Source organism: Rhodococcus zopfii NBRC 100606 = JCM 9919 (assembly GCF_001895025.1).
In the GTDB taxonomy this organism is placed as follows: Bacteria; Actinomycetota; Actinomycetes; order Mycobacteriales; family Mycobacteriaceae; genus Rhodococcus; species Rhodococcus zopfii.
The window spans coordinates 428,867-455,049 of record NZ_BCXI01000001.1 but is presented as its reverse complement, the minus strand read 5'-3'; the positions used below and the strand labels follow the sequence as shown (position 1 = coordinate 455,049).

The 26,183-nt window shown below is 67.9% G+C and carries 27 protein-coding genes, 3 pseudogenes and 1 riboswitch; of the genes and pseudogenes, 21 read left to right on the top strand and 9 right to left on the bottom strand.

The annotated features are described in order from the left end of the window. Nucleotides 1–336 precede the first annotated feature (336 nt). From RZ1_RS02040 to RZ1_RS31115, 8 genes are all read left to right on the top strand, one after another. Complete coding sequence (locus RZ1_RS02040) at nt 337–951, top strand: IS110 family transposase (RefSeq protein WP_307718277.1); 615 nt, start codon at nt 337–339, stop codon at nt 949–951. Beyond that, nucleotides 836–1,192 (top strand): hypothetical protein, encoded by a 357-nt coding sequence (locus tag RZ1_RS31120; protein WP_238072128.1) that lies wholly within the window; start codon nt 836–838, stop codon nt 1,190–1,192. The genes RZ1_RS02040 and RZ1_RS31120 overlap by 116 nt, the downstream gene beginning before the upstream one ends. 136 nt (nt 1,193–1,328) lie before the next feature. After that, nucleotides 1,329–2,501, top strand: coding sequence for a sensor histidine kinase (locus RZ1_RS02035; RefSeq protein ID WP_072808803.1), 1,173 nt, complete (start codon nt 1,329–1,331; stop codon nt 2,499–2,501). Further along, the gene (locus RZ1_RS02030) at nt 2,498–3,139 is read left to right on the top strand and encodes a response regulator (RefSeq protein ID WP_072808676.1); all 642 of its coding nucleotides are present in this window, start codon (nt 2,498–2,500) and stop codon (nt 3,137–3,139) included. Before RZ1_RS02035 ends, RZ1_RS02030 begins: the two co-directional genes overlap by 4 nt. A gap of 117 nt (nt 3,140–3,256) precedes the next feature. Beyond that, nucleotides 3,257–3,778: a DUF2871 domain-containing protein gene (locus tag RZ1_RS02025; protein ID WP_238072127.1), complete on the top strand. Its 522-nt coding sequence runs from the start codon at nt 3,257–3,259 to the stop codon at nt 3,776–3,778. Further along, the gene (locus RZ1_RS02020; protein ID WP_072808674.1) at nt 3,775–4,164 is read left to right on the top strand and encodes a DUF3817 domain-containing protein; all 390 of its coding nucleotides are present in this window, start codon (nt 3,775–3,777) and stop codon (nt 4,162–4,164) included. Before RZ1_RS02025 ends, RZ1_RS02020 begins: the two co-directional genes overlap by 4 nt. Before the next feature lie 46 nt (nt 4,165–4,210). Beyond that, nucleotides 4,211–6,379 (top strand): MMPL family transporter, encoded by a 2,169-nt coding sequence (locus tag RZ1_RS02015; RefSeq protein WP_238072126.1) that lies wholly within the window; start codon nt 4,211–4,213, stop codon nt 6,377–6,379. A 19-nt stretch (nt 6,380–6,398) separates the two neighbouring features. Further along, entirely contained in the window at nt 6,399–6,599 is a 201-nt protein-coding gene (locus RZ1_RS31115) for a hypothetical protein (protein ID WP_244899310.1), read from the top strand. Nucleotides 6,600–6,704: 105 nt separating this feature from the next. Here RZ1_RS31115 and RZ1_RS31800 read toward each other — a convergent pair. Continuing rightward, nucleotides 6,705–6,797: pseudogene (locus tag RZ1_RS31800) on the bottom strand (transposase); the annotation flags it as partial. 979 nt (nt 6,798–7,776) lie between these two features. Here RZ1_RS31800 and RZ1_RS01995 point away from each other — a divergent pair. Beyond that, entirely contained in the window at nt 7,777–8,022 is a 246-nt protein-coding gene (locus RZ1_RS01995) for a hypothetical protein (protein WP_072808670.1), read from the top strand. A gap of 202 nt (nt 8,023–8,224) precedes the next feature. Then, a riboswitch (SAM riboswitch) is annotated at nt 8,225–8,337 on the top strand. After that, complete coding sequence (locus tag RZ1_RS01990) at nt 8,293–8,724, top strand: hypothetical protein (RefSeq protein ID WP_169917828.1); 432 nt, start codon at nt 8,293–8,295, stop codon at nt 8,722–8,724. (Overlaps the previous riboswitch by 45 nt.) 47 nt (nt 8,725–8,771) lie before the next feature. Here RZ1_RS01990 and RZ1_RS01985 read toward each other — a convergent pair whose 3' ends face one another. Together RZ1_RS01985 and RZ1_RS01980 are read right to left on the bottom strand one after the other, a co-directional pair. Beyond that, nucleotides 8,772–9,488 (bottom strand): SOS response-associated peptidase, encoded by a 717-nt coding sequence (locus RZ1_RS01985; RefSeq protein WP_072808667.1) that lies wholly within the window; start codon nt 9,486–9,488, stop codon nt 8,772–8,774. 76 nt (nt 9,489–9,564) lie between these two features. Further along, nucleotides 9,565–10,746 carry a trans-sulfuration enzyme family protein gene (locus tag RZ1_RS01980; RefSeq protein WP_072808665.1) on the bottom strand — a complete coding sequence of 394 codons (1,182 nt, stop codon included), beginning with the start codon at nt 10,744–10,746 and terminating at the stop codon, nt 9,565–9,567. Nucleotides 10,747–10,943: 197 nt separating this feature from the next. Between RZ1_RS01980 and RZ1_RS31110 the strand changes: the two genes are divergently transcribed. From RZ1_RS31110 to RZ1_RS01960, 4 genes are all read left to right on the top strand, one after another. Next, nucleotides 10,944–11,561: a YdhR family protein gene (locus RZ1_RS31110; protein WP_238072125.1), complete on the top strand. Its 618-nt coding sequence runs from the start codon at nt 10,944–10,946 to the stop codon at nt 11,559–11,561. 94 nt (nt 11,562–11,655) lie between these two features. Continuing rightward, on the top strand, nt 11,656–12,192 hold the full coding sequence (locus RZ1_RS01970) for a flavodoxin domain-containing protein (protein ID WP_072808663.1): 537 nt from the start codon (nt 11,656–11,658) through the stop codon (nt 12,190–12,192). A gap of 97 nt (nt 12,193–12,289) precedes the next feature. Then, entirely contained in the window at nt 12,290–12,898 is a 609-nt protein-coding gene (locus tag RZ1_RS29870) for a hypothetical protein (protein ID WP_139281740.1), read from the top strand. Nucleotides 12,899–13,241: 343 nt separating this feature from the next. Then, nucleotides 13,242–14,048 (top strand): crotonase/enoyl-CoA hydratase family protein, encoded by an 807-nt coding sequence (locus tag RZ1_RS01960; RefSeq protein ID WP_072808659.1) that lies wholly within the window; start codon nt 13,242–13,244, stop codon nt 14,046–14,048. A gap of 6 nt (nt 14,049–14,054) precedes the next feature. Here RZ1_RS01960 and RZ1_RS01955 read toward each other — a convergent pair whose 3' ends face one another. The 3 genes from RZ1_RS01955 to RZ1_RS01945 are packed head-to-tail and all read right to left on the bottom strand — an operon-like array spanning nt 14,055 to nt 15,991. After that, nucleotides 14,055–14,258 carry a zinc-ribbon domain-containing protein gene (locus RZ1_RS01955; protein ID WP_072808657.1) on the bottom strand — a complete coding sequence of 68 codons (204 nt, stop codon included), beginning with the start codon at nt 14,256–14,258 and terminating at the stop codon, nt 14,055–14,057. Between the two features lie 21 nt (nt 14,259–14,279). Next, the gene (locus tag RZ1_RS01950) at nt 14,280–15,629 is read right to left on the bottom strand and encodes a permease prefix domain 1-containing protein (RefSeq protein WP_072808797.1); all 1,350 of its coding nucleotides are present in this window, start codon (nt 15,627–15,629) and stop codon (nt 14,280–14,282) included. After that, nucleotides 15,629–15,991, bottom strand: coding sequence for a PadR family transcriptional regulator (locus tag RZ1_RS01945; protein ID WP_072808655.1), 363 nt, complete (start codon nt 15,989–15,991; stop codon nt 15,629–15,631). Before RZ1_RS01945 ends, RZ1_RS01950 begins: the two co-directional genes overlap by 1 nt. A gap of 328 nt (nt 15,992–16,319) precedes the next feature. Here RZ1_RS01945 and RZ1_RS01940 point away from each other — a divergent pair. The 7 genes and pseudogenes from RZ1_RS01940 to aroB form a co-directional block, all read left to right on the top strand. Beyond that, a pseudogene (locus RZ1_RS01940) lies at nt 16,320–16,517 on the top strand (3-hydroxyacyl-CoA dehydrogenase); the annotation flags it as partial. A 90-nt stretch (nt 16,518–16,607) separates the two neighbouring features. Next, nucleotides 16,608–18,071, top strand: a complete 1,464-nt coding sequence (locus RZ1_RS01935; RefSeq protein WP_072808653.1) for an MFS transporter — start codon at nt 16,608–16,610, stop codon at nt 18,069–18,071. 56 nt (nt 18,072–18,127) lie between these two features. Next, nucleotides 18,128–18,655 (top strand): annotated as a pseudogene (locus tag RZ1_RS01930) (dienelactone hydrolase family protein); the annotation flags it as partial. A gap of 121 nt (nt 18,656–18,776) precedes the next feature. After that, nucleotides 18,777–19,376, top strand: coding sequence for a prepilin peptidase (locus tag RZ1_RS01925; protein WP_072808651.1), 600 nt, complete (start codon nt 18,777–18,779; stop codon nt 19,374–19,376). Between the two features lie 48 nt (nt 19,377–19,424). Then, the gene (aroC, locus tag RZ1_RS01920; protein ID WP_072808649.1) at nt 19,425–20,612 is read left to right on the top strand and encodes a chorismate synthase; all 1,188 of its coding nucleotides are present in this window, start codon (nt 19,425–19,427) and stop codon (nt 20,610–20,612) included. A gap of 5 nt (nt 20,613–20,617) precedes the next feature. Further along, nucleotides 20,618–21,187 carry a shikimate kinase gene (locus RZ1_RS01915; protein ID WP_072808648.1) on the top strand — a complete coding sequence of 190 codons (570 nt, stop codon included), beginning with the start codon at nt 20,618–20,620 and terminating at the stop codon, nt 21,185–21,187. Beyond that, nucleotides 21,184–22,293 carry a 3-dehydroquinate synthase gene (aroB, locus tag RZ1_RS01910; RefSeq protein WP_072808646.1) on the top strand — a complete coding sequence of 370 codons (1,110 nt, stop codon included), beginning with the start codon at nt 21,184–21,186 and terminating at the stop codon, nt 22,291–22,293. The genes RZ1_RS01915 and aroB overlap by 4 nt, the downstream gene beginning before the upstream one ends. A gap of 27 nt (nt 22,294–22,320) precedes the next feature. On the opposite strand, the gene RZ1_RS01905 is transcribed toward aroB, so the two are convergent. From RZ1_RS01905 to RZ1_RS01895, 3 genes are all read right to left on the bottom strand, one after another. Continuing rightward, nucleotides 22,321–23,094, bottom strand: a complete 774-nt coding sequence (locus RZ1_RS01905; RefSeq protein WP_072808795.1) for a DUF6920 family protein — start codon at nt 23,092–23,094, stop codon at nt 22,321–22,323. Between the two features lie 86 nt (nt 23,095–23,180). Then, the gene (locus RZ1_RS01900; RefSeq protein WP_072808644.1) at nt 23,181–24,665 is read right to left on the bottom strand and encodes an amino acid permease; all 1,485 of its coding nucleotides are present in this window, start codon (nt 24,663–24,665) and stop codon (nt 23,181–23,183) included. A 172-nt stretch (nt 24,666–24,837) separates the two neighbouring features. Further along, nucleotides 24,838–26,181 (bottom strand): purine-cytosine permease family protein, encoded by a 1,344-nt coding sequence (locus RZ1_RS01895; RefSeq protein WP_072808642.1) that lies wholly within the window; start codon nt 26,179–26,181, stop codon nt 24,838–24,840. Nucleotides 26,182–26,183 lie beyond the last annotated feature (2 nt).

The window sequence follows — 26,183 nt, the reverse complement described above, 5'->3', positions numbered from 1 at the left end:
ATACGACTTTGCCGGGGCCCTGGGTCCGACCCCTACACCCAATGGAAGAGTCGGACCCCGGTCCGACACGGACAGCGACCGGCAGGAGGTCACTGAGATTTCACCGATCCGGGCGCAGTCTGAAGTGGTGAGCTGCTGACAGGTGACCACTGCTGTTGAGGACACGGACTGCGCGAGAGGTCTCGCAACGTAGACGGTGGCCTTGCCAGTCGCCCCCGGGGATAGGTGATCGGCTTGTGAGATGCCGCGCCCGCGAGCGCTGTCCATCAGGTCGCCGCACCAACCCCGAGCTCACCGACAGGGACGACGCCGACACAGGGAGGACACCACACGGGTATCATCTGCGGAATCGATTGGGCCGAGACACACGACGACATCGCCCTCGCCGACGACACCGGACACATCGTGGCACGAGCGCGAATCGGCACCGGCGCAGACGGATTCAATACACCACTTCGGCTGATCGCCGAGAACGGAGGAAGCTCGAAGGACACTCCGATCGCGATCGAAACCGAAAAGAACCGCTTCGTCGTGGCCCTCGCCGAGGCCGGCTTCACCGTCTATCCGATCAACCCACGGGCGGTGGCCCGCTACCGCGAACGCCACGGCCAGGCCGACGGCAAATCGGATCCCGATGACGCCGCGGTTCTGGCGAACATTCTGCGCACCGACCAGAACACGCACCGACTGCTGCCGGCCATCAGTGAGCACGGACGAGCGGTCAAGGCACTGGCCCGCCAACATCAGGAGGCCATCTGGGCCCTGCATCAAACCATCAGTCGGCTCCGGTCGGTATTGCTTGAGTTCATCCCAGTCTCTGCAAGCTTTTCCGAACTTGAAGCACCGCGCCGCACTGACCGTTCTCACCGCTGCGCACACCCCGTCGACGGGTCGCGAGCTCACCCGCCGACGTCTCGAGAGTCTTCTCGGACGTTGCGACCGGCGCAATGATCCACGCCTCGTCGAACAGATCCTCACCGAGCTGAAGGCACCGACGCTGCGGCAGCCGCCGCAGGTCGAGGCCGCCCTCGGGCAGGCGGTCCTCGGACCGCTGTGCATCATCGCCTCGATGCACCAGGCCGTCGACGGGCTGGAAGAGGAACTGGGCCGAACGAACGAGGTCGCGCAGCGGGTGGCGATCAGGCCGAGCAGTGCCCCGATCGTCGAGGCGCCGAAATGCCCTGTGGTGTAGTCCATCGCGCCGAACACACCGGCACCAGGGATGTTGCATAATGCACGACGGTGAACAGGATCTCGGCCGTCGTTCGCTCGGCTGCGTCCTCGGACGTAATCCCGGCGGTGGGTCGCCGTCGCTATCGTGTGTTGTGATGGTTGATGAATCCGCGTTCACGGGCGTTGCTCGACTTCGGCTAGGGCTGCACGTTCTCGTCGTGGTTCTGGCGTTGATCGTGCTGCTGCGGGCGGTGCTGCTCTCGGAAGCGTCGGTGGGATGGATCGGTCCGCTGACCGCGGTGTTCGTCGTCGTTCACATCGTGGGTGCCAGTACCTTGCGCGCTCCCGTTGCGCGATTCGCCTGGCTGGGAGCGTTGTGTGCAGTGTGGGTTGCGATGGCGCTCCTCGGCGCCGATGCGGCGTATGTGTCGTTCGGACTCATCCTGCTCTTCATGACCGAGGTGCCACTGATCCCCGCGGTGTCAGCGGTGTCGGTGATCACCCTCCTCAACACCGTGATCGCCGTCCAAACTCGAGGCCAGTGGGGTGGTGCACTAGTCGGGTCGATGTTGGGTGCCGTCGTGGGTGTCGTTGTTGGGCTGGGGTTCCGGGTGCTGTTCCGCGAGACGGAGCGACGGCAGCAACTGATCGAAGATCTACACCGCACCCGTGCAGAGCTTGCGGAGACGGAACGAACCGCGGGTGAACTGGCCGAACGTGAGAGGTTGGCCAGGGAGATTCACGACACCGTTGCACAGGGGTTGAGCAGCATTCAGATGCTGCTGCACGCCGCTGAGACTGAAGACTTGCCGACCGGCGCAGCGGACAAGATCGTATTGGCCCGGCGAACTGCCTCGGCGGGGTTGGCAGATGCGCGCCGCCTGATCGCGGCTCTTTCGCCTGCAGACCTGGCGGGAAACTCGCTCGTCGATGCGCTGGACAGGGTGTGCGACCGGGCGGCAGGGGGACAATGCACAATCGGGCTCCTTGTGGAAGGGCAAGCAGTGTCCTTGCCGATGCCGGTGGAGTCGGCTCTGGTACGCCTCCTCCAGGGGGCGGTGTCGAACGTCGTGCGCCATGCCGAGGCCCGCAACGCCGTAGTCACCCTCAGCTATGGTGCCGACGCCGTGCATCTGGACGTGGTCGACGACGGTCACGGATTCGACACCGCAATCCTCGCCGATCCCTCCGCACACCACTTCGGACTCAATGCCATGCGAACCCGTGTCGAGCAACTCGGCGGGCGTTGGTCCATCGAGTCCGAGCCTGGGCACACCGCGATGTCGGTGGCGTTCCCGCTCACACAACAGGAGGAGGAGTCGCGATGATTCGGCTCGTGCTCGCGGACGACCACGAAATAGTGCGCGCAGGATTGCGCGCATTGCTCGAACGACACTCGGACGAATTCGAGATCGTCGCCGAGGCGTCCACCGGCGAAGACGCCGTTGCGTTGTGTCGAGACACGGAGGTCGACCTCGTACTCATGGATCTGCGGTTCGGAACCGGACTGAGCGGCGTGGAGGCGACCAGCCGGATCCGGTCGCTGCCGGACGCACCTCGGGTCCTGGTGGTGACGAACTACGACACCGATGCTGAGATCCTGCGCGCGATCGAAGCCGGTGCCAGCGGCTATCTACTCAAGGACACCGCACCGGCGGAACTCTTCACGGCAATCGTCGCGGCAGCAGGGGGCGCGAGTGCGCTCTCCCCGGCAGTTGCCGCGAAACTGATGGCGCAGATGCGTGGTCCCGCGGCGACCCTCACCCCACGTGAAGTTCAGGTGTTGGAGGCTGTCGCAGTCGGATACTCCAACCGGGAGATCGCACACCGCATGTTCCTCAGCGAGGGCACCGTGAAGACGCATCTGACGAACGCGTTCGGCAAGTTGGGGGTGCGGTCGCGGACAGCGGCGGTCGCGCAGGCACGCGCGCGGGGGATTATCGGCGAAGCCACCGACCATCCTTGACGTTTGTTCGGCAGCAGGGACTTCCAGCGATCGCAGGGGTAGACGGGTCGTCGTCGCTGAGAGGGCGGGCTGGGCTCGAGCGGTGTTGCTCCACGCCATCTCTATCCAAAGTCGTAGATGAATCGCACCGTTCTGCGGATGTGCCCGAATCCGGAATCCGGTCGGATGGAAGGTGTGAAAATACTTGTCGATTCCGCGTTCGGGTACGCCGTCGCGGGTCTGGCGTCGGGCCTGTACTACCGGGAACTGACCAAGGCTCAGGACTTCGACGGCCCGACTCAACTGTCCACCGTGCACACCCATTTCCTAGTTCTCGGGGTGCTGTTCCTGCTGATCGTTGCCGTCTTCGAGCGCCTGTTCGTGCTCTCGGCCAGCCCGCTCCACCGATGGTTCACCGTCACCTTCCACGCCGGCCTGATCCTCACGGTGTCGATGCAGCTCGTCCACGGGACCATGCAGGTCTTCGGCAAGGAAGGGTCGGCCGCGATCTCGGGGATTGCCGGTATAGGTCATGTCCTGCTGACCGTCGCCTTCGTCGTCTTCTTCCTCGCACTTCGAAGCGCAGTCGTGCGCGCGCCCGAACACCGCGACTTTCGCGAAATAGCGAGCACATCAACGAATGTGGAGGAAGTGGCATGAGTGACCAGCCTCAACGTCCGGCGGCGACGTCGGATGCCCGCATTCTCGTGCGGGCGTTCCGTATCGTGGCAACGCTGGAAGCGGTGACCTGGCTCGGGTTGCTGATCGGCATGTACCTCAAGTGGATCGCGAAGAGCACCGAGGTCGGCGTTCGAATCTTCGGATCCCTGCACGGCGCAGTGTTCGTGACGTTCGTCGTGCTCTCGATCGCGATGTACGTCCGGCTCGGCTGGCGCCCGCGGACCCTACTGTTGGCGTTGGTCTCTTCGCTGCCGCCGTTCGCCACGATCGCGTTCGAGGTGTGGGCTGCCCGTACCGGGCGTTTCGTCCCGGGGGCGGACCGCTACTCCGACTTCCCGTCCCGCTATCCGACGTCGGTGCGATGAACGCTTTCCAGTCGGGATTGGATGCCACGATATGACATCACGCTTCATGAACACCCTCTTCGGATCCCGGCGTCGGGCCGGTATCGCCGTGCTGCTGTGGATCATCCTGGTGGCTGTCCTCGCAAGCGCGGCCCCCGCCTTGGAGGACGTCGAAAACAACACGGGTGCAAACGATCCGCCCGCTTCATCGCAATCCGTGCAGGCTGCCGAACTCGCTGCCCGCGAGTTCCCTCGCAATGAGGGCACCCCGGCAATCGTCGTCGTGCACGGCGCCGACGGGGTCGCGACGGCGGCGGCAGTGGAGCGGATCGTCACGAGCATTGACGGTGCGAGAGCCGACAATCCCTCGATCGCCGCTGTTGTCACCGCCGACAGTCCTGGCGGTGCCAATCTGCGCACCACTGACGGTGGCAGCGAGATGATTGTCGTGTCGCTGACCGGCAACCCGACCGACAGTTCGTTCCAGGACACGGTCGGTGTGCTTCGCGATCTGGTCGGCGAGGCCGCCGGGCCTGCTGACGCGGCGGTCACCGGGCCTGCAGGAATCGCCACCGACACCGTGAAGGTGTTCAGCAGCGGCGACAAGATCCTGCTCCTCGGAACGATCCTGCTGGTCGCGATCATCCTCCTGGTGATCTACCGGTCGCCGGTCCTCGTGGTTGTGGCGCTGGTCGGTGTCGGTGTCGCGATGCGGCTCGCCGAGACGGTGGGCGCGATGATGGCCGACGCGGGCTGGTTCGACATCAGTTCGCAGACCGCGTCGATCATGACCGTGCTGCTGTTCGGTGTCGGTACCGACTACGCACTGATCGTCACCGCCCGCTACCGCGAGGCCCTCGTCGAGGAACCGGATCGCCCGGCCGCCATGATGCGGGCGTTGCGGGGAGTGTCCGAGGCGATCCTGTCGAGTGTCTCGACTATCGTCCTGGCAATGCTGGCTCTGCTGGCAGCGGTCTCTCCGGCCTTGCGCGGGTTCGGCCCGTATCTCGCGCTGGGCGTCGCGTCGATGGGGCTTGTCGGTTTCACCTTCACCCCTGCGCTCATGTTGCTCTTCGGAGGAAAGCTGTTCTGGCCGTCCACAACCCAAGCAGCCGCGGGCCGCGCCGGTGGCAAAGTCTGGGAACGGGTCTCGGACCTGGTCGACCGATCGCCGAAGGCGGTATTGGTCTCCACGCTTCTCGGCCTTCTCGTGATGACCGCGGGCCTGACCGGCTACCGTGAAAGCTTCGACTTCATCAGCGGATTCCGCATCGATACCCAATCCGAGGCCGGTCAGAACATGATCGCAGACGCGTTCGGGCCTGGGGAGATCGCACCGTCGAGCGTGTATGTCACCACGCCGTCCGGGACGACGCCCTCCCCGGACTGGAACAGGATCGCTAGCGGTCTGGCGGACGTGGACGGGGTGGCCCGAGTGGGTGAGTATCCCGCGGTCAGCGCCGAAGGGACCACCGCAGCATTCCAAGTCACCTTCACCGACAACCCCTACAGTCCTGAGGCAATGGACCGCGTGGACACCCTCGCTTCCGCCGCTCAGTCTGCAGCGGACAGTGCTGGGATAGAAAACGCGCAGGTCCTCGTTGGCGGAGAAACGGCTCACTCCGTCGATATCCGGGCGGCGCTCGATCGCGACAACTGGGTCGTTGCCGCACTGGTACTCGTGATCGTCGCCGCGGTACTGGCACTGCTGCTGCGGTCCGTGCTCGCACCTGTGTACCTGATCGGGACGCTGGTGCTGTCGTTCACCGCGACACTCGGGCTCACGACCTTCATCACTGTCACGCTGCTCGGGGACGCTGGGATCGGGAACCGGGTTGCGATCTACATCTTCGTGTTCCTGGTCGCGCTCGGTGTCGACTACACCATCTTCCTGATGAGCCGCTACCGGCAAGAGCTTTCGGCACATCCACCACGGGCGGCCCTGCGGGTGGCGCTTACCCGGTCTGGTGGGGTGATCTCATCCGCGGGGCTCATTCTGGCAGCCACCTTCGCTGTACTGACCACCCAACCGATCCGGGAACTGTTCCAGTTCGGTCTCGCGATGGCCATCGGCATCCTACTGGACACCTTCGTTGTCCGACCGTTGCTCGTTCCTGCGATCATGCGACTGATCGGGGACAAGGCGCTATGGCCGAGCATGCCTGAGAACGTGTTTGAGAACCCGGTAGATGTCACGCAGACCGGGCGAGCCGGCGGGACATGGTCACGATCATGACGATGTACACCATCGCTTCGTGATTCTGCGGACGGGTCTCGTAATCGCGGACGCAACGGCGGTGCTGGCTGATCCACGCGACGGTCCGCTCAACCACCCACCTGCGGGGAAGAACCGCGAATCCGGTGGTGTCGGCGGTGCGCTTGACAACCTCGACCGCAAGAGCCAGAACGTGTTTCGCCCAGACCGCGACCGGACGTTCCGGGCGAAGACGGCGTAGACCGTCATCGCCGGCGGGAACTCCGACGGCAGTTGCCGCCCGCACGATACCGCCCCGAACCACGGAGAAGATCGCGTCGAGAATGCGACGACGCCAGGGCTTTGGGTTGTCCCCGCGTCCGGAGAGGTTGCCGGGAGGTGGGAGCAGCGGCTCGAGAATCGCCCATTGTGTGTCGGTGACCGATTGTGAGGGATGCACCCGGCAACGGTGCCCGCCGTCTTCGTTGGGGGCACGACGGGCACAGCGCGATGAACGATGTCGATGATGACAACGTGGACTCCTGGTCGGGTCGTGGCGTAAGCCCCTCCTGACCTACCATGAGTTCACTTCTTTTCCTACATCCACGCTGGTCACCTCAAGCATCAGAGTTCGCAAACACCTTCCCAGGCGATCCCCACCGAGCTCGCGTCCCGCAAGCCCGACCTGATCACGTCCGTGGACACGATCGCACGGGTCGGCGACCGGGTTGCCGAGATCGCGGCGGCCATCCGGCCCGGGGTCACCGAGTTCCTCGAACGGGAGCCAGGGTTCTCCTCCCATTTCAACGCGGGGAAGAAGGATTTCGGCTACACGGGCGCCAATGTGCCCTTGCTGCTCAAAGGTCTTGCCCGGATCAGTCAGGCGGGCAGCTTCCTCAGCGCCTATGTGTGCGACCTCAGCCGCGCCCGGTCAGGATGTGACCTTGCGCGGGGTGTCGATCGGCACGGTCTTCCGCGGCGGCGGAATCTGGGGCAGCGTCGACGTCTTCCCGCGGGTGCCGTGCGACTGTCCGCTGCCTCGGCGCCGTCGCGACCGGACTGCCCGGAGCCGTTCCTCAATACGCACTGCCCTGACCCGCAATTGCTTCCCCGCGGCGCGGCGGCGGCACCACGGCCCGCGGGAGACGACACCGACAAGTCGGCCCCGGGTAGCGACCCGCTCGGCCGGACCGGTCCGACACCGCAGGTCCGCCGCACCGCGTCCGCCGGGTGCTCGCCGGGCTGCTCGTCGGCGCGGTGTGCGCCGGAGCGGGGTTCGCCTGCTGGCGCATGTATTCCGATGCGGTGGTGGACCGCGCCGCGCCGTAGGCGCTCGAGACCGCGAGGAACTACGCCGTCACCCTCACCAGCATCGAGGCCGGCGACATCGACCGGAACTTCTCCGACGTCCTGGCCGGAGCGACGCGGGAGTTCCGCACATGTACTCGCGGTCCAGTAGCCAGCTCGAGCAGATGCTGGTGGACAACAACGCCACCAGCATGGGCACGGTAGCGGACGCCGCGGTGCGGTCGGCGGCCGACGACGAGGTCGTCGTCCTGCTCTTCGTCGACCGGACGATCACGAACGCCGCCAGCCCGAAACCGCGGGTCGACCGCAGCCGCGTGGTGATGACGCTCGACATTGTGGACGGACGCTGGCTCGTGGACAGGGCCGACCTGCTCTGACCTGCACCGCGCTCCTCACACTCGCGCCGAACACGGGAGCAAAGGGTGCCGTCCGCCTGCGGGGCGAGCACTTCCACGTCCCCGAACTCGGTTGCAGCAGGCTGTTCCACCGGCCGCGGGCACTCCGGGCTGTCCCGACCGCCACGGGGCTCACCGTGCCTGACCGAACTCGCGCAGCCTCCGGTGCGGTACAGTGGCGTTGCTTCACGAGTTGCCGTCGCCAAGCCCCGACTGGACGGCACACCAACCCCACGCTCGCGGGTGGTTCGGGTGACGAAGCGGTCCGAGACCGACCGGCTCGGACAGGAGCGCCCCGCCCCGGGGCTTACCCGGAGGACCACGATGATTCTCGTTGCCCGTTCGATCGTCCGCGCCGCCGCCGCTACGTGCAACTCGTTTCACGACGGACATCACGCGCACCACATACGTGCCCGGCACGCCCTCGGCGACCGCGACCTTGCGGTACACGCACTTGTCGAGATCCTGGACGACAAGACGGTCCAATTGTCCTGGGACGGAAATAGATGCACGTTCCGTCACCATGATGTCGACGCGATCGGGCAGGCTCTCGCGCTGGGCGGGGGCATCGGTGAATGGATCCCGCGGTGGCGCGTACTGGTTCTTCCGGACCGGGAACCCGACGGTCGCATCGTGTTCACGCTGTGCGACCCGGAACACTGGACCGACTGCACCGGTCCGTAACCCGCGGAGTGTCCGCCGGGCCGGGGATTCCTCGAGCCTGAACGGCGTCAGGTGTTCACCGGGAGGAGGAGCTCCGGCGAGTTGTTGCGCGGATTGTTCACCGCGGTACTCACCTCGTACGGCTGCAGATGCGGTTCCGGGATCGAGTTGAGCAAGGCGTCGACGTCGTCGCGATCGGTGAGGGTCGGGTCGAGCCACGGCCCGACGAACGGCTCCGGCAGCAGCACGGGGCAGCGGTCGTGGATGTGCCCGGCAACGTCGGTCGCCGGTCGCGTGAGTACCGTGCACGTCCACAACCATCGATCGGGATGATCTTCGGGCAGTTCAGGATTCGGCCACAGCTCATACAGGCCTGCCATTGCGATCGGCTTGTCGGCGTGCAGGAAGAACGGAATCTTCCTGCCGTTCTCGTCCTTCATCCATTCGAAGTAGCCGTCGGCCGGGAGGATGCACCGCCGCCGCGCCGCGGCCGCCTTGAATGCGGGTTTGCTCGTGACGGTTTCGGACCGCGCGTTGATCATGCGGGATCCGATCTTCGGGTCCTTCGCCCACGACGGCACCAGACCCCACTTGACCGTGCTGTTGATCTGCCGGATGGGCTCGGCGTCGGGCTCGTGGCGCGGGGCACGTTCGAGCACGACGTTCACGTGCTGGGTGGGGGCGATGTTGTAGGACGGGGGCAGTTCGTCGCCGACCGTGGTGGCGGTGTCGTATGCCGCCAGCAGATCGTCGCGGGTGCTCATGCTCGCGTAGCGTCCGCACATCTTCTTCGTCCTCCTTCGAGGATCGGGCCTGTCCCCATCCTGCCGGACGGCACGCCGACCCGACGGGCAACCGGGCTCAGAGTTCGACGACGTCGAGCGCCCGGGTGAGATCGGCGATCAGGTCGTCGGCGTCCTCGAGGCCGATCGACAGGCGGATCATCGACCCGGTGATGCCGCGCCGTGCGCGTTCCTCGGGGGAGAGGTCGTAGTGGGTGGTGGTGACCGGTTGTGTGACCAGACTTTCCACACCCCCGAGGCTCGGGGCCAACGCGAACAGCTCGAGCCGGTCGACGACTTTCACCGTGGTGGCCGCGTCAGCGGCGAGCTCGATGGTGACGACCCCGCCGAACCCGGACATCTGCTTCGCGGCGAGGGCATGACCGGGAAAGCTCGGCAGCCCCGGATACAGGACCCGCGACACTCGCGGATCGGCCTCCATCGCTTCGGCAACCGCCTGCGCGTTGGCGTTGTGCTGCCGGACCCGCACGACGAGGGTGCGCAGGCTGCGCGAGAGCATCGCCGCTGTTTCCGGCGCGATCGTCGAACCGAAGCTCTTGCGCCAACCCTTCAGCGGTTCGACGAGTGCGGTTGCGCCGAGCACGAATCCGGCGGTGAGGTCGGAGTGTCCGCCGAGGTATTTCGTCGCCGAATACGAGACGAGATCGGCGCCGAGCTCGAGCGGTCGCTGGTTGATCGGCGAGGCGAAGGTGTTGTCGACCGCGACCTTCGCGTCGTGGCGGTGCGCCAGCTCCGAGATCGCGGTGATGTCGTGGATCCCCAGCGTCGGATTGGTCGGGGTTTCGAAGAACACCAGCTTCGCTCCGGCGCCGAGCACGTCCTCGAGCCGGTCGAGCTCGCCACCGAGCAGGAAGGTAGTCGAAATACCGAGCCGCGCGAGCTGATTGCCGAGCAGTTCCATGGTGCCGCCGTAGGCGTCGCCGACGCACACGATCCCGTCGCGGCCGTAGTGCGCGAACAACGCGGTTTCGGCGGCCATGCCCGAGCAGAACGCCAGCGCGCTCTCGGTGCCTTCGATCGAGGCCGTGGTTTCCTCGAGAGCGAAGATCGTCGGGTTCAGCCCGTAGCGGGTGTAGAGCGGGCCCTGGACGCGTCCGTCGGCGACGTCGAGCAACGCCTCGGTGTTCTCGAACGCGAAGGTCGTGGTGTTGTAGATCGGCAGGTGCGGCGCGCCGTGCGCATCGGTGACGTTGGCGCCGTGGATGGCCCGGGTCGACCGGCCTGCCGATGCATGTTTCACGCCTTCGCTCCGTTTCCGTGTGGTCCTGCCGAACGTGAACGAGTATCGCGGACGCGCGGTGGAGCGCGCGGAGTCGCCGTCGCCGGAACACCTGTCGCGAAGCCTGCGACCGCTCCGGGTCCGTCCGTGGCGTAGGGTTTTCGGTGTCTGCGTGGCCGTCGCGGTGACGGCTGTGCTCCTACAGGACCGACAGGACGATGGCCTCGAACGACCCTGCGCCGAACTCACCCGGACGCGGTGGCGAGCCGGACGACCGGCCCCACCCGCTTCCGCTGCGCACAGCCTTGCCGCGTCTCGCGCGCTGCGCCGGACGTACCGCACAGCTCCTCGCGGGGCAGCGACTGCACCTTCCGGCCGGAAACAAGGGCCGGACGATGACCTTCGCTGACGGCACCTCTGCGGTGATCTACCGGGAAACCGTCGCGGACCGCGCAGAGCCGACCGACCCCGTGATCCTCGTGGTCGAATTCCGGCTACGCGGTGTCCGCGGTCGTGGACATGCCCTGTTTCGGGCGGAAAGCCTGCTCAACACACCGCTGTTCGCGGGATTCCCCGGATTCGTCTCGAAGCTGTGGCTCACCGCAGACGAAGCCGGTCGGTACCGGGGGTTCTACCAGTGGGACGGTGCCGCCTCCGCGCGGGACTACGTCCAGGCCTTGTGGTGGGCGCTTGCGCTGGTCAGCGACCGCTCGTCCATCCGCTACCGCGTGCTGCCGGACCTGGTCCGTGACGACGTCCTCTCCGCCGCGGCCGGACAGCGGTGGAACACCGACACGGGCGCCGGTGTGTGGTGGCAGCTCAGCCACGTTTCGTGAGCCGCTTCGCAGACGCTGCGTGTGACGTGAAGCTCGTACACTTCGTCTGCGGGGAAGCCACACTGGAGTGACAGTGCAGCGGGAGGGGCGAGTCATGAGGGTATTGGTCGGATACGCGACCGCGAAAGGGGCCACGCGCGGGATCGCGGAACGCATCGCCACGGGACTCGAGCAGGCCGGTCATACCGTGGATTCGAGGGAACTGTCGGCGGTCACCTCGGTAGGTGCGTACGACGTGCTCGTCCTCGGCAGTGCGATCCACAACGGTCAGTGGCTTCCCGACGCGGCAGACGCGCTCGAACGTCTCGGCCCGGATCTCCGAGGTCGGGCGGTGTGGGCGTATTCGGTGTCGTCGGTGGGCGCGTCGAGCAGCCTCCTGTCGCCCCGGGTCGCGCGATACCTGCGGCGGGTGACACCGGAGCCGAAGGCGGTGCAGGCGCTGCGGGCCTCGGCCGCCGACGTGCGCGGGCACCGATTCTTCGCCGGTACCATCGCGCCCGGCGACTGGCCGGGTGTCGGGCGGATCGTGTTCCGGCTGATGGGCGGTCACTACGGCGATGCCCGGGACTGGGCGGACATCGACGAGTGGGTCGCCACTGTCCGCGCCGAGAGCGACGATGACGTCCGGTAGCGCTCCCACGAACACCCCGGAAATCGGACATCTGCATGGCCGTGGGCTCACCGTGCGCCGGTGGATCGTGCTGTGCGCGTGCGCGGAAACGATCGGGATGACAGCCTCGGCACTCGCTGCGAAGGTCTCGCAGCGCGTGCTCGGCGAGGACCCTCACGGTGGGGTGTTCGCGGTGGCATTGGCCGTGGTGGTCGCGGGCGGGCTCGTCGAGGGTGCCGCGTTGGGCGGCCTGCAGGCGCGGGGTTTGCGCCGGCGCCTGCCGCGGTTGAACGCCTGGGCGTGGTTCGGGGTGACGGCTGCGGTTGCCGGCGTGGGATGGGCGTTGGCGTCGGTGCCCGGTGTGCTCGCCCCGGACGACGGCGGTCCGGAACCACCGCTGCTTCTCGTGCTGGTCGGTGCGCTCGCGCTCGGGGCGGTCATGGGCGCGCTGCTCGGCGCGGCGCAGGCGATGGTGCTGCGCGGCGTCGTGCGTCGGCCGTCCCGCTGGATCCTCGGCAACACGCTGGCCTGGCCGCCCACGATGGCGGTGATCTTCCTGGGTGCAACGACACCCGAGAGCACGTGGTCGACCCCGGCGGTTGTGGCGTTGGGGGCCGTGACCGGACTCGTCGCGGGAACCGTGCTGGGCGTCGTGACCGGGAGGTACCTGCCCGGCGGGTTGTCCGCGCCGGCGGATGAGGCGCCCGCGACCGTCACTCGGAGGTAGGCGGGGCGCACCCCTTCGAACGGCTGCGGCTCTTCGAACGGCTGCGGGCGAATCGGTGCCGCCCGGTTGCGTGCGTGTGCGTGCGAGCGAATGTACCGCTCGTCTCCTTGGATCGACTGAACGTGCCCTTCGCTCGGAAAGGGGGCGGGCGACGGTGGCAGGCACGACGGCCGAGGCCGCCTGCCGCCCGGTCGCCTCCGACGGCCTTGCGGAGCGACCGGCCTCGTGCGCTGCCTGGTCGCGTCGATCCGTAGGGATACGCCGTCTTGTACAGTCGGCTCGACGATCTCGGGCGCCCTTCCTCGCAAGCCCGAACGGCGCCGGTACAGGAGGTTCGGGTCGGATGAGTGAGCACAGGGTTCGTGTCGAGGTCGACGAATGCGGTGTCGCGACAGTTACCTTGGATCGAGCCGAGAAGCACAACGCTCTGGATCCGGCGATGTTCGATGCGCTGGTCGACGCCACCACGCGAATTGCTGCCGACCGTAGTGTCCGCGCCGTGGTGTTGCACGGTGCCGGCAAGAGTTTCTGTTCCGGACTCGACATCACCGGTCTCGCCGATCGGAAGGGCATGGGTCCGCGGGATCTGCTTGCGCGTGAGGACGGTCAGGTCGCCGGCCACGGCCAGCGTGTCGCCTACGGCTGGTCCCGTCTTCCGGCCCCCGTGATTGCCGCGATCACCGGCAATTGCTTCGGCGGTGGACTGCAGATTGCGCTGGGCGCCGATATCCGCTTCGCGACCCCGGACGCCCGGTTGTCGATCATGGAGGTCAAGTGGGGCCTCGTTCCCGACATGGGCATCACGCAGAGCCTGCCGCGACTCGTCGGCCTCGACGTCGCCAAGGAGCTGACCTTCACCGGGCGAATCATCACGGGTGCCGAGGCCAAGGAGATCGGCCTCGTCACCCATGTGGTGGACGATCCATATGCCGCGGCCTCGGAATTGGCTCGTGAAATCGCCGGGAAGTCCCCGCATGCGGTCCAGGCCGCAAAGCGTCTCTACGAAGAGACGTGGACCGGCTCGGATCCGGCGTCCGCCCTGTTGCTCGAAAGCCGACTGCAGGTCGAGCTGATGGGGTCGCCCAATCAGATCGAGGCGGTCACCGCAGGAAAGGCCGGGCGGGCACCGGTCTTCGTGGACCCTGACTGACCTCGTTCAGATTTGGACGGCGGCGCCGCAGATGCCGCACTGCTCCAGTTCCCGGCGATTCCAGCGTGCAACGGGAACGAAGAACAGGGTGAACTGCTGGGATTCCCGGATCCGCGCCCGCTGCGTGGTGTTGTTGCAGCGCGGGCAGTTTCGGATCTGTCCTGCGCCGAGGTTCTGCCGCTTGGTGCCGAATCCGAAGAGAAGGAACATCGCCCGAGCATAGAGCTACGCTCACACGAACCGGAACAGCGGCGGAATCGCGACCGCTGCGAGCACTGCCCACCCGCAGTAGGCGGGGAGATACCGGGTCTGCCACCTTTCGACCGCGGCGAAGCCGGCACGCCCCCGGAGGAACGCGACACCGAGCCGAGCGGCCCACACCAGGTTCACCATCAGCACGAGGTTCAGGCCGAGCGCGGTGACCTTGTTCGCGGTGAACCCGAACTCGGCGATGCGCGAGGCCATCGCGGTGAGCATCAGCAGGTCGACGGCGAGCGCCGCCGCGATCAGCACGACCTGCAGCAGATCGAACACGTTGGGCGCGGCGTGCGGGTCCTGGGCCGAGATCGAGTACAGCAACAGCCCGAGAACCAGCACCAGGATCAGATCCATGAGGATCAGCAGGTCGCGCTCGACGGTGACGACACTGCCGGACGCGATCACCGCGACGAACAGCGCGACCAGCATGACGATCGTGATCGGCGTGAACACCCGGGTGAGGACGGGCGCGATGTTCTCGACGACCTGCTGTTTCGCCTCCACGAGCCACGCTGCGACCACGATCGCTCCCGCCGGGCCGAAGGGCAGGATCCATTGTTCGAAGAACGGTTCGATGTCGATCCCGAGGGCGCCGAAGGCTCCCGCCGTCAATCCCATCAGCACACCGCCACCGAGGGCGAGCAACGCCAGGTACACCGCCCATTCCCCGGTGAAGCGCACGAAGTCCATGCGCCGGCGGTGGGAACGCCAGTCGCCCCCGACATAGGCCGCCCCGACGGCGAACCACAGGGCGACGGGAGCGTGGATCGCCGCGATGATCTCGGTGACACCCCCCGGTTCGAACGGGAACACGTTGAGCACGACCGCGGCTGCGGCGAACGGAAGGGCGAGTGCCGCAATCGTACGAAGGCGCATGTCACGCTTCCACGCGAAGTACAGGGTGAGGAACGGCAGGACGAGCAGTGCGGCGTTGCGCACGAGTGCCGACTCCGTCAGCCACTCGACCCCGGCGCGGACCGCGAGGCCGGCGCCGAGCGCGCACGCGAGCACGACCGCGAGTTCCTTCGGGCGGCGCACGGTGCCGGATTCCTCACCGGCGTCACGGGTGAGGACGAGTTGCTTCCACAACCGGTCGGAGTGTTCCTGGGCGAACTCCCGGGAGATCTCGTCGAGTCCACCCATCCGGCCGACCGCGACGAGAAACGCTTCGTCGGCGGTCAATCCGACCGAGACGAGATCCGAGATCTGTTCTCTGAGATGATCTTCCATCTCGTCGATGTCCGAGGGGGAGATCACCCGCCGGCCGGCGACGAAACTGCGCCAACCGGCGATGCGGGATTCGAGATGCGCGTCGAGTGTCATCACGACCACCCCGGCGCGGTAGCAGGAGGCAACTGGGCCGACTGCCACACCTGCTGCAGTGCGTCGGCGACGACCGTCCACTGCGCCGCCCGGTCGGCGAGCACCCCCCGGCCGGCGTCGGTGATGGCGTAGTGCTTGCGACGTCGCCCGTTGTCGGCGACGCGCCAGGTAGCGGACACGTGCCCCGCCCGCTCGAGGCGGTGCAGGAGGGGGTACAGCATCCCGTCCGTCCACTGCATCTGCCCTTGCGACAATTCGTTGACGCGTTTGATGATCGCGTACCCGTAGGACTCGCCCTCGGCGAGGATTCCGAGCACGAGCGGAGTGGCCGAGGCGGCCACCAGATCTTTCTCGATGAACATGTCGCCCTCATACCTAGCGGTGCTATGGATAACGGTGACCCTAGCAGATCTAGGTATGAGGAACGAGCATCCGCCACCGCGCGCGGGTCAGGAGTGTCGGTCAGGACGCGGTGTGCGCTGTGGCCGCCTTGATCTGTGCCTGGAACGCCGACGGCTTGTGCTCGGCGGGGTGTGCTTGTGGCTGCGCGGCTGGATGCTCACGTCGTGCCCGGCGGAGGCGGCGCGCAGCGCGCCGACCGTGGCCCGGTCGCGAGGGATGTGCGTGAACGGGTCGAACGAATGCCAGTGCATTGCGTTCAGGTGCGTCATCTGTCGATCTCGTCGTCGGGCTCCCGGTACCGTCCGCACCCCGCTCATGGAGTTCCCCGGCGAGGAGAAGCTCGCCGAGTTCGCCGTATCGGTGCCGTTCCCGAAGCGGCTCGGCGCCCCAGACGAATACGCCTTCCTCGCGCAGCACCTGCTCGAGAATCCCAACATCAACGGCGAGGTGGTGCGCATCGACGGAGCACAGCGGCTCCAGCCGAAACAGGCGCCGAGGTCCGGGCGGCGACGAGGAGCGCGCCCGGCCCCCCGGGGATCGACTGCGGGCTCCCGGTGATGCAGGCACCATGAACAGATGGTTGAGGCGACCGTCGGTCTGCGCACCCGCCGGGGCCGGTGGCTCGTCACCGCCACCGTGCTCGCCTCGAGCCTCGCATTGCTGGACGGCACCGTCGTCAACATCGCCCTCCCACGCATCGCCACCGACCTCGGCTCCGGCGTCGCCGGCATCCAGTGGGTGCTCAGCGGCTACACGCTGACCTTGGCGTCGGCGATCCTGCTCGGTGGTGCACTCGGCGACCGGTGGGGGAGACGGCGTGTATTCGTCGCGGGCACAGTGTGGTTCGCGGCAGCATCGTTGTTGTGCGGACTCGCGCCGAACGTCGCCACGCTGGTGGTCGCGCGAATCCTGCAGGGAGTGGGTGCGGCCCTGCTCACGCCGGGATCCCTCGCGCTGATCTCGGCCACCATCCGCGACGACGACCGCGGCGCCGCGATCGGACTGTGGTCCGGCTTCGGCGGCGTCGCCGGTGCCGTCGGCCCGCTGCTCGGCGGCTGGATGGTCGAGGTCGCGGGCTGGCGGTCGGTGTTCCTGCTGAATCTGCCCCTTGCCGCCGCCGTCGTGTGGGCGGCGGTCCGGCACGTGCCGGAGAGTCGCGATCCGTCGCCGCCGGACCGGCTCGACGTTGCGGGCGTGGTCCTCGGCGCGGCCGGGCTGGGTCTGGTGACCTACGGGTTGATCGAGGCGCAGCCCCTCGTCGCCGGCGTCGGCGTCGCGGTCCTGGTGTCGTTCGTGCTGATCGAGCGGCGCTCGCCGGTCGCGCTGATACCGCCGGATCTGTTCGCCTCCCGCCTGTTCACTGCAGCGAATCTGGTCACCTTCACCGTCTACGCCGCGTTCGGCGGCGTGTTCTTCCTGCTGGTGCTGCAACTGCAGCTCGTCGTCGGTTATTCGCCGATCCAGGCGGGCGCCGCCACGATCCCGATCACCGTGCTGATGCTGCTGCTGTCGTCACGGTCGGGTCGCTACGCGCAGCGGCACGGCCCGCGCGGACCGATGACGCTGGGGCCCGCCGTCGCGGCGGTCGGGTTGCTGCTCATGCTGCGCATCGACGCGGACGCGTCCTACCTCCGGGACGTGCTGCCCGCGGTCGTCGTGTTCGGTCTCGGTCTGTCGTCGCTGGTCGCGCCGCTGACCGCGGCGGTCCTCGGTGCGGTGCCGGTCGCGCGCTCCGGGATCGCGTCCGGGGTCAACAACGCGGTGGCACGGACCAGCCAGCTGCTCGCCGTCGCCGCGCTTCCCGGGCTCGTCGGCATCGGCGGTGCGGCACTCGCAGACCCGGCCGCGTTCGACCGGGGGTTCGATGTCGCGATGCTGATCTGCGCCGGATTGCTCGTTGCCGGCGCGGTCCTCGCCGCCGTCCTAATTCCCGCGCAGATCGCCGCGGTACCGGCGAATTCGGTGGCGTGCAAGCCGCATTGTGACGTCACCGGCCCGGCAGTGCAGCCGGACCTCGCCGGTCCCGAGACCGAGTCCTGAACCGACAGAAGGAGCCGCTGGTGACAGCTACCAGCATCCACACACCACGAGGCGAGATGCCCCTGTACGTCGCGACACCGGCAGGACCCGGTCCGTGGCCGGGCGTGGTCGTCATCCACGCCGCACTGGGCATGAGCCGCGACGTCCGCGCCCATGCCCAGTGGCTCGCGAGCGAAGGATTTCTCGCGGTCGCACCGGATCTCTTCTACTGGGGAAAGCGATCCCGCTGCCTGTTCGCGTTGATGCGCGGGTGGATGCCCGGTAGTGAACTCGACGCCACCCGGCAGTGGCTGGTGGCCCACCCACAGTGCACGAGCAGAATCGGCGTCATCGGATTCTGCATGGGTGGGGGCTTCGCGCTCGCGGTGGCTGCCGACCACGACTTCGACGCGGCGAGCGTGAACTACGGCGGGCTCACCAGGGAAGTCGAGCGGTCGCTGCCGCACGCGTGCCCGATCGTCGGCAGCTTCGGGGACAAGGATCGATGGCCCGGGGTGCGCGGTGTTCCCGACCGCATCGAACCGATCCTCGACGCGGCAGGGATCGACCACGACATCAAGGTCTATCCGGGCGCGGGGCACGGATACGTCAGTCACACGCCGTGCCAATCCGGAAGTTGTCCACACCCGCCCGATCCATCCACAGATTCGGGCTTTCCCGCCCGAGGAGGTCGCTCGGCGACCCCGTACGCGGCACGCTGCGCCCATGGAAATCGTGCTGTACGCGTCGGCCGGGCTCGTCGCGGGTCTCGGGGCCCGGAACCTGACCACCCGACTCGCGGGGCGACCCCCCGCCCGCTGTGCCTGCGAGGCGGCGTGCGGCGGCGGCGCGGTGGTCGCCGCGCTGGTCGGGCCGACCCCGGCGGCGGCGCTCCTGCTCGCCGCGCTGGTCTGGTGGTGCGTGTGCCTGAGCGCCGTCGACCTGCTCGTGCGACGACTCCCGAATGTCCTCACCGTGCCCGGTGCGGTCGCCGTCGTCGCACTGGCGGCCGGCGCCGGATCCGGTCGCGCGGCGCTCGCCGGCGCGGGTCTGCTCGCCGGGCCGATGCTGCTCGCCCACCTCGCGTCCCCGCGGTCGCTGGGCGCCGGCGACGTCAAACTCGCAGTCGGTGTGGGCGCTGCCGCCGGCGTCGCGGGGCCGGTCGTGTGGCTGCTCGTCGCGGTCGGTCCACCGCTGCTCACCGCCACCGCGGGACTCCTGATGCGGGTGGGACAGAGGTGGCGACCGCGAGCCGGCCCGGGGCTCGTTCCGCACGGTCCGTCGATGTGCGCGGTCACCGTGCTCGCACTGCTCACCGTCGCGTGACCGGACCACCGTCACGACAACCCGATCGGGCATGGAAGGATATGCGGTGTGCTGCGCTGGATAACTGCTGGAGAATCCCATGGTCCCGCCCTCGTCGCGATGCTCGAGGGGATGGTCGCCGGTGTCGAGGTGACGTCGAGCGACATCTCGGAGCAGCTCGCCCGCCGCCGCCTCGGCTACGGCCGCGGCGCGCGCATGAAGTTCGAGGCCGACAAGGTCACCATCATCGGCGGTGTGCGCCACGGACTCACCCTCGGCGGTCCCGTCGCCGTCGAGGTGGGCAACACCGAATGGCCCAAGTGGGAAACCATCATGTCCGCCGACCCGGTCGACGCCGAGGAACTCGCAGGCCAGGCCCGCAACGCCCCGCTGACCCGTCCCCGCCCCGGTCACGCCGACTACTCCGGCATGCTCAAGTACGGCTTCGACGACGCCCGCCCGGTGCTCGAACGCGCCAGCGCCCGCGAAACCGCAGCACGTGTCGCCGCCGGGACGGTCGCCCGCAATTTCCTGCGCCAGCTGTTCGGGGCGGAGGTCGTCTCCCACGTGATCTCCATCGGTGCCTCCGACCCTTACGTCGGTGCGGAACCGACCGCCGCGGACCTCGCGGCCATCGACGCAAGCCCGGTGCGCGCGTTCGACAAGGCCGCCGAAGAGTCGATGATCGCCGAGATCGAAGCCGCAAAGCGTGACGGCGACACCCTCGGCGGCGTCGTCGAGGTCGTCGTCCACGGGCTGCCCGTCGGCCTGGGCTCGTTCATCAGCGGCGCCGACCGTCTCGACGCGCGTCTCGCCGCGGCCCTCATGGGTATCCAGGCGATCAAGGGCGTCGAGGTCGGCGACGGCTTCGAAACCGCGCGTCGCCGCGGCAGCGCCGCGCACGACGAGATGCTTCCCGGCCCGGACGGTGTGCTGCGGTCGACAAACCGCGCCGGTGGCCTCGAAGGCGGCATGACCAACGGTGAGGCGCTGCGCGTGCGCGCGGCGATGAAGCCGATTTCGACGGTCCCGCGCGCCCTGTCCACCGTGGACATGACCACCGGTGAGGAAGCCGTCGCGATCCACCAGCGGTCCGACGTGTGTGCGGTGCCCGCCGCCGGTGTGGTCGCCGAGGCGATGGTCGCGCTCGTCGTCGCACAGGCTGCGCTCGAGAAGTTCGGTGGCGACTCGCTGGCCGAGACCCGCAGCAACGCCGACCACTACATGAAGGGCATTGCGGCACGTCCGCGGCGGTGACTGTCATGAGGCCACGTGCCGTACTGATCGGGCCGCCCGGTGCCGGAAAGTCGACGATCGGTCGGCGTCTGGCCCAGGCGCTCGAGCTGCCGCTGCTCGACACCGACGCCGAGATCGAACGCACGACCGGCCGTACCATCCCGGAGATCTTCGCCGAGGACGGGGAGCCGGCCTTCCGGGAGATCGAGGAACGCGTCGTCGCGGACGCGCTCGCGCAGCAGAACGGCATCGTCTCCCTCGGCGGCGGCGCGATCCTGTCCGAGCGCACCCGCAGCCGCCTCGCCGGGCACACCGTGATCTATCTCGAGATCAGCATCGCCGAGGGCCTGCGCCGCACCGGAACGGGCGCCGGCCGGCCCCTGCTCGCCGGCGACGACCCGGCCAGGAAGTACCGGGAACTGATGCGCCGACGGCGCCCGCTGTACCGGCAGGCCGCGACCATCCGGGTCCGGACCGACGGACGCAGCCCGGGACGCGTCGTCCAGTACCTGATCAGCAAGCTCGAGGCGGAGGCCGATTCCGGCACCATCGAGAGCACGTCCACCAGCGCAGAGAAGCGGAGCACCACACCGTGACCGAACCGGTACGCGTCGATGTCCAGACGGCCCAGCCCTACCCGGTGATCATCGGGCGGGGCCTGCTCGGCGACATCGTCGACACCCTCACAGGTACCCGCACCGTCGCGATCTTCCATCAGCCGCCGCTCGAAGCGACGGCAGAGGCGCTGCGGGAAGTGCTCGCGGAGAAGGGAATCGACGCGCACCGCGTGGAGATCCCGGATGCCGAGGACGGCAAGGATCTCGCGGTCGCCGGGTTCTGCTGGGAGGTGCTCGGCCGCATCGGCCTGACCCGCAGCGACGCGGTCGTCTCCCTCGGTGGCGGCGCCGCGACCGACCTCGCCGGATTCGTGGCCGGCACCTGGATGCGCGGCGTGCGCATCTTCCACATCCCGACGACGCTGCTCGCGATGGTCGACGCCGCGGTCGGCGGCAAGACCGGTATCAACACCGAGGCCGGAAAGAACCTCGTCGGCGTCTTCCACGAACCGTCCGCCGTGTTCGTGGACCTGGCGACCCTGGAGACGGTGCCGCGCAACGAGATCATTGCGGGAATGGCGGAGGTCATCAAGACCGGATTCATCGCCGACCCCGCGATCCTCGACCTCATCGAGCCCGACCCGCAGGCCGCGCTGGATCCGACCGGAACGGTGCTGCCGGAACTGATCCGTCGTTCCATCGAGGTCAAGGCGAAGGTCGTCGCCGCGGACCTGCGCGAGTCCAGCCTGCGCGAGATCCTCAACTACGGGCACACCCTCGGTCACGCCATCGAGCGTCGCGAGCGGTACCGGTGGCGTCACGGCGCCGCGGTCTCCGTCGGACTCGTGTTCGCCGCGGAACTCGGCCGCCTGGCCGGGCGTCTCGACGACGCGACCGCCGATCGGCACCGGTCGATCCTCGAATCGGTGGGCCTGCCCACGACGTACGACGCCGCGGCCTTCGGCGATCTGCTCAAGGGCATGCAGACCGACAAGAAGAATCGTGCCGGGATGCTGCGGTTCGTCGTCCTCGACGGTCTCGCGAAACCGGGCCGGCTCGAGGGGCCGGACCCGACGCTGCTCGCCGCGGCCTACTCGGAGGTCGCCAAGCAGGGCAACGCCGACGCCGGTACCGTGCTGCTCTGATGCTCGGTGGGGTCGGCGCCGCGCATTTCACCGGAATGCGGCGGCGGTGACCTCCGCGCGGAAGAACTCGCCCTCGGACCAGCGGTTCGTCCCCCACCACCATCCGGCGCGGAACCGGCTCGGGATCGTGATGCCGCAGAACGATGTTTCGGCCTCGATATCCACCCCGAACGGGTAGCGGCCGAAGGGTTTCCCGTTCGGATTTCCCCAACGATCCAGGTGGACCGCCCCGAGCCGGCCGTTTCCGGCGAGTTCGAGGCACACCGTCTCGGTGTGAGGGCCGATACGCCAGGTCGCGAGTGCGGCATCGGGACCCGCCTCGTGCCACGTCGCCGTCCCGAATGTCGATGGTACGAAGACGAATTCGGAGGCCAGCCGGCCGGCGGCGCTGGTGCCGACATCGGCGGTCGCGGCCGACATCACGGGGATGAGCCCGCCGAGCTTCCAGTTCATCTCGCCGCGTCCGTCGGCGTACCGGTCGTAGCCGAGAACCGGCAGACCCGCGACCCGCGCGGTGGCCGCCCACACGAACCCGACCCCTGGCGCGAGGATCTGCGTCGCCCGGAACGGGCGCCACGACCCGAGCTTGATGTGACCGTGCATGGTCAGCGCCACCACCCGGGCGAGCGGCACGCCCGGTTCCACTGCGTGGGTGAGCCATCGTCGTGCGGCCGGGGGAAGGTCTGCGACCTGCGCGGGAGCGAATCGTCGCGTCGATGGCGGTAGGGAACTCAGCGCGTCCCATTCGCGCCGAACCGGACGCGCCGAGCGTGGAGGGGGCGGGAACACAGGACCGTCCATGACAGGAAGCATGAGCGCGTGCAGCCCACCCGGCAACTACGACTCGCCGCCGGCTGCGGATGCGGCCGGCGGCGAGGAGCGGATCGTCAGTGCGCAGGATCGCCCGAGGTGGCAGGCTCCGGCGCGGCGGGTCGCGGTGCCCTGTCGACGTGCATCGCCCGTGCCAATGCGGTCTCCCCGGGTGGGGTGGTCCGGGCGCGTCCGCGTCGGCGCTGGTACCGGGTGTTGAGGTGGTACGCGGCGACGATGACGCCGAGCGCGATCAGCGACTGCACCAGTTCGGCACGGGCGCCGGTGAACCACATGCCGACGAGGATTGCGACGATGACGGCCGTGACGACGACGGGGAGGGCTGGATACAGCCACACCCGGAACTGCAGGATCTCCGGGGACGTGCGCTCCCAGCGGCGGCGCAGCACCAGCTCGGAAAGGCAGATCATGATGTACACGAACAGGCAGATCGCACCGGACGACGTGACAAGGTACAAGAAGATCGTGTCGGGCCAGACGTAGGCGGCGACGATGCACACGTATCCCACGAACGTGCACGACAGCACGCCCTTGAGCGGGACACCGCGGGAGTTGACCGCCGTCATCCATGCGGGTGCGTCGCGATGGGCACCGAGCACGAACAGCATGCGCGACGCGGTGTAGAGCCCCGAGTTCAGACACGAGAGCACGGCCACCAGCACCACGAAGTTGAGAATCTCGGCAGCCCCGGGAACGCCCAGGACGTCGAGGGCGGACACGAAGGGGGACTCGCCGACCACGTAGGTGTCCCACGGCAGCATCGTGACGAGCAGGAACGTCGCACCGACGAAGAAGGCCAGGATCCGGAACACGACGGTGCTGGTGGCACGGCGGATCGCGGCCGCCGGCTCCTTCGACTCGGCCGCGGCGATGGTGACGAGCTCGGCTCCCGTCATCGAGAAGATCACGGCGACCACCCCGACCAGGACGGGAGTGAAGCCGTTCGGCAGGAAGCCGCCGTGCGCGGTCAGGTTGCGGAATGACAGGTCCGTGCCGGGCCAGACGCCCAGCACGTAGAGACCGGCCAGGACCAGGAACGCGATGATCACCGCGACCTTGATTCCGGCGAACCAGTATTCGGCCTCACCGAAATTGCCGACCGACAGCAGGTTCACCACGGTCATGATCAACAGCAGACCGGCTGCCATCAGCCACAGCGGGACGTCGGGAAGCCAGCGGCCGAGCAGTGTGGCCCCGACCACGGCCTCGATCCCGACGACGACCACCCAGAAGTACCAGAACAGCCATCCGGTGGCGAACCCCGCCCAGTTGCCCATGGCCTCGCGGGCGTATTCGGTGAACGAGCCGGTGCAGGGTTTGGCAACGGCCATCTCCCCGAGCATTCGCATGACCAGGAAGACAATGACGCCGCAGATCAGGCAGGTGAGGATGGCGCCGGGGCCGGCCTGGCCGATGATCGCGCTGATGCCCACGAAGAACCCGGCGCCGATCACCCCGCCCATCGACAGCATGGTGAGATGGCGCTTCTTCAGCGCGTGCCCCAGGGCGTCTGGCCTCTCGGCCTGTGAATCGGTGTGCACGGCACTCCCTTCGAAACCTGTCGTGCGGCGCCTTCGCGTGCCATTTCCGGCGCTCCGACTGCGCTGTCGTTCGGATGGGAGAACAGTAGGCCCGCAAATGTGACCCACGACATGTCGCCGATGTACATGATCCGCGATCACATTCGCCGTCGAGGCAATTGCCCGTCCGGATTCACACCGGCTGCGCCTCGTCCGGTGAGGACTCGGGTTCCGCCGTCCGGCGGTCCGTCACGCCTGCTCGCGGGGTGAGCAGCGCGTAGCTGCCCGCGGCCAGTGCCACCGTCACGACCGGCGCGAGCTGGGCCCACGTCGCGCTGACCTTCTGCACAGTGAGCGCGATACCCGCGGCCGAGGAGATCAGCCACGCCGGCACACCCCCGGACGCGGTACCGGGCATGAGGTGGCAGCGATCCCGCAGCACATAGACCAGCGCGATCGCCACCCAGGCGGTGATCAGCACGCCCTGCCAGGCGAGGGCCTGCAACAGGTATCCCAGCACATCGGTGAGCATGAGCAGGTATGCGAGCACCGCGGTGACCACCACCCACACCGCCCGGGGTATGTCGAGGCCCAGCGCCCGGCGGGCGAACACCTGAAGGTTGGTTGAGGCCAGATGGAAGTTTGCGGAATTGATGCGGGTCTGGGACACGATGATCAGCAGGACCCCGGCGAAGCCGAGGGAGCCGACGACCGCCTCGACCACACCGGACTCGGTTCCGGCGATGTCCCGGGCCCCGAGGAGGTAGAGGCCGATGAGTCCGTTGAACCCGAAGGTCACCGCGTAGAACACCCAGCCGAACGTGACGGTGCCGTGGAAACCGGCGTCGGCACTTCGACCGAGCCTCGCGTAGTCGATGGTGTACATCATCAGTACCCAGACACCCATGTAGACGAGGTAGGCGGTGAGCCAGCCCGGAAGCGGACCCGACGCCACCGTGGCGGTCAGCCAACCGGTGGGGTACCCCTGTTGCACGGTCGCGGCCACCACGACGGCGACCATGCCTGCGAGGTAGAACGGCAGGAGGATCCCGTTGAGCTTGTCGAGCCACGCGGCCACGCCGCCGATCACCACGGGAATCATGTACACCGTGCACAGCAGATACCACAGCCTGATATCGCCGCCGAAGTACTCCTGCAGGGCCACGGCGACGATGGATCCTTCGAAGACCCCGTAGTAGAGCGCGGTGGCGGCGAACAGCGCCGGGGCGAGCAGTGAGCCGACGGCACCGAACATGCGCCGGGACAGCAACTCGACGGACAGGCCGGTGTGGATCGCATACCGGGACAGCGCCAGATTCACGACGCCGAAGGTGACGACGGAGGCGGCCATCCCCACCAGAGTCGCCGGCACACCGACCGCTCCGGCCGAGGCAATTGCGATGTAGAGCCAGAACATTGCGCTGAACATGGCCCACCAGGCCATCGTCAGCGACCACCGGGACATCCGGCCCGAGTCGGGCACGTGGTCGCGCTCCGCGCGGGGTTCGGGGACGGAATCGGTGAGCTGATCGGGCATGG

Bases quoted from the DNA above. Each gene is read 5' to 3' on its own strand.
- RZ1_RS02035 (WP_072808803.1), top strand. From the start codon at position 1,329: ATGGTTGATGAATCCGCGTTCACGGGCGTTGCTCGACTTCGGCTAGGG.
- RZ1_RS02030 (WP_072808676.1), top strand. From the start codon at position 2,498: ATGATTCGGCTCGTGCTCGCGGACGACCACGAAATAGTGCGCGCAGGA.
- RZ1_RS02025 (WP_238072127.1), top strand. From the start codon at position 3,257: ATGAATCGCACCGTTCTGCGGATGTGCCCGAATCCGGAATCCGGTCGG.
- RZ1_RS02020 (WP_072808674.1), top strand. From the start codon at position 3,775: ATGAGTGACCAGCCTCAACGTCCGGCGGCGACGTCGGATGCCCGCATT.
- RZ1_RS02015 (WP_238072126.1), top strand. From the start codon at position 4,211: ATGAACACCCTCTTCGGATCCCGGCGTCGGGCCGGTATCGCCGTGCTG.
- RZ1_RS01995 (WP_072808670.1), top strand. From the start codon at position 7,777: ATGTACTCGCGGTCCAGTAGCCAGCTCGAGCAGATGCTGGTGGACAAC.
- RZ1_RS01985 (WP_072808667.1), bottom strand. From the start codon at position 9,488: ATGTGCGGACGCTACGCGAGCATGAGCACCCGCGACGATCTGCTGGCG.
- RZ1_RS31110 (WP_238072125.1), top strand. From the start codon at position 10,944: ATGGCCTCGAACGACCCTGCGCCGAACTCACCCGGACGCGGTGGCGAG.
- RZ1_RS01970 (WP_072808663.1), top strand. From the start codon at position 11,656: ATGAGGGTATTGGTCGGATACGCGACCGCGAAAGGGGCCACGCGCGGG.
- RZ1_RS29870 (WP_139281740.1), top strand. From the start codon at position 12,290: ATGACAGCCTCGGCACTCGCTGCGAAGGTCTCGCAGCGCGTGCTCGGC.
- RZ1_RS01960 (WP_072808659.1), top strand. From the start codon at position 13,242: ATGAGTGAGCACAGGGTTCGTGTCGAGGTCGACGAATGCGGTGTCGCG.
- RZ1_RS01955 (WP_072808657.1), bottom strand. From the start codon at position 14,258: ATGTTCCTTCTCTTCGGATTCGGCACCAAGCGGCAGAACCTCGGCGCA.
- RZ1_RS01950 (WP_072808797.1), bottom strand. From the start codon at position 15,629: ATGACACTCGACGCGCATCTCGAATCCCGCATCGCCGGTTGGCGCAGT.
- RZ1_RS01945 (WP_072808655.1), bottom strand. From the start codon at position 15,991: ATGTTCATCGAGAAAGATCTGGTGGCCGCCTCGGCCACTCCGCTCGTG.
- RZ1_RS01935 (WP_072808653.1), top strand. From the start codon at position 16,608: ATGGTTGAGGCGACCGTCGGTCTGCGCACCCGCCGGGGCCGGTGGCTC.
- RZ1_RS01925 (WP_072808651.1), top strand. From the start codon at position 18,777: ATGGAAATCGTGCTGTACGCGTCGGCCGGGCTCGTCGCGGGTCTCGGG.
- RZ1_RS01915 (WP_072808648.1), top strand. From the start codon at position 20,618: ATGAGGCCACGTGCCGTACTGATCGGGCCGCCCGGTGCCGGAAAGTCG.
- RZ1_RS01905 (WP_072808795.1), bottom strand. From the start codon at position 23,094: ATGGACGGTCCTGTGTTCCCGCCCCCTCCACGCTCGGCGCGTCCGGTT.
- RZ1_RS01895 (WP_072808642.1), bottom strand. From the start codon at position 26,181: ATGCCCGATCAGCTCACCGATTCCGTCCCCGAACCCCGCGCGGAGCGC.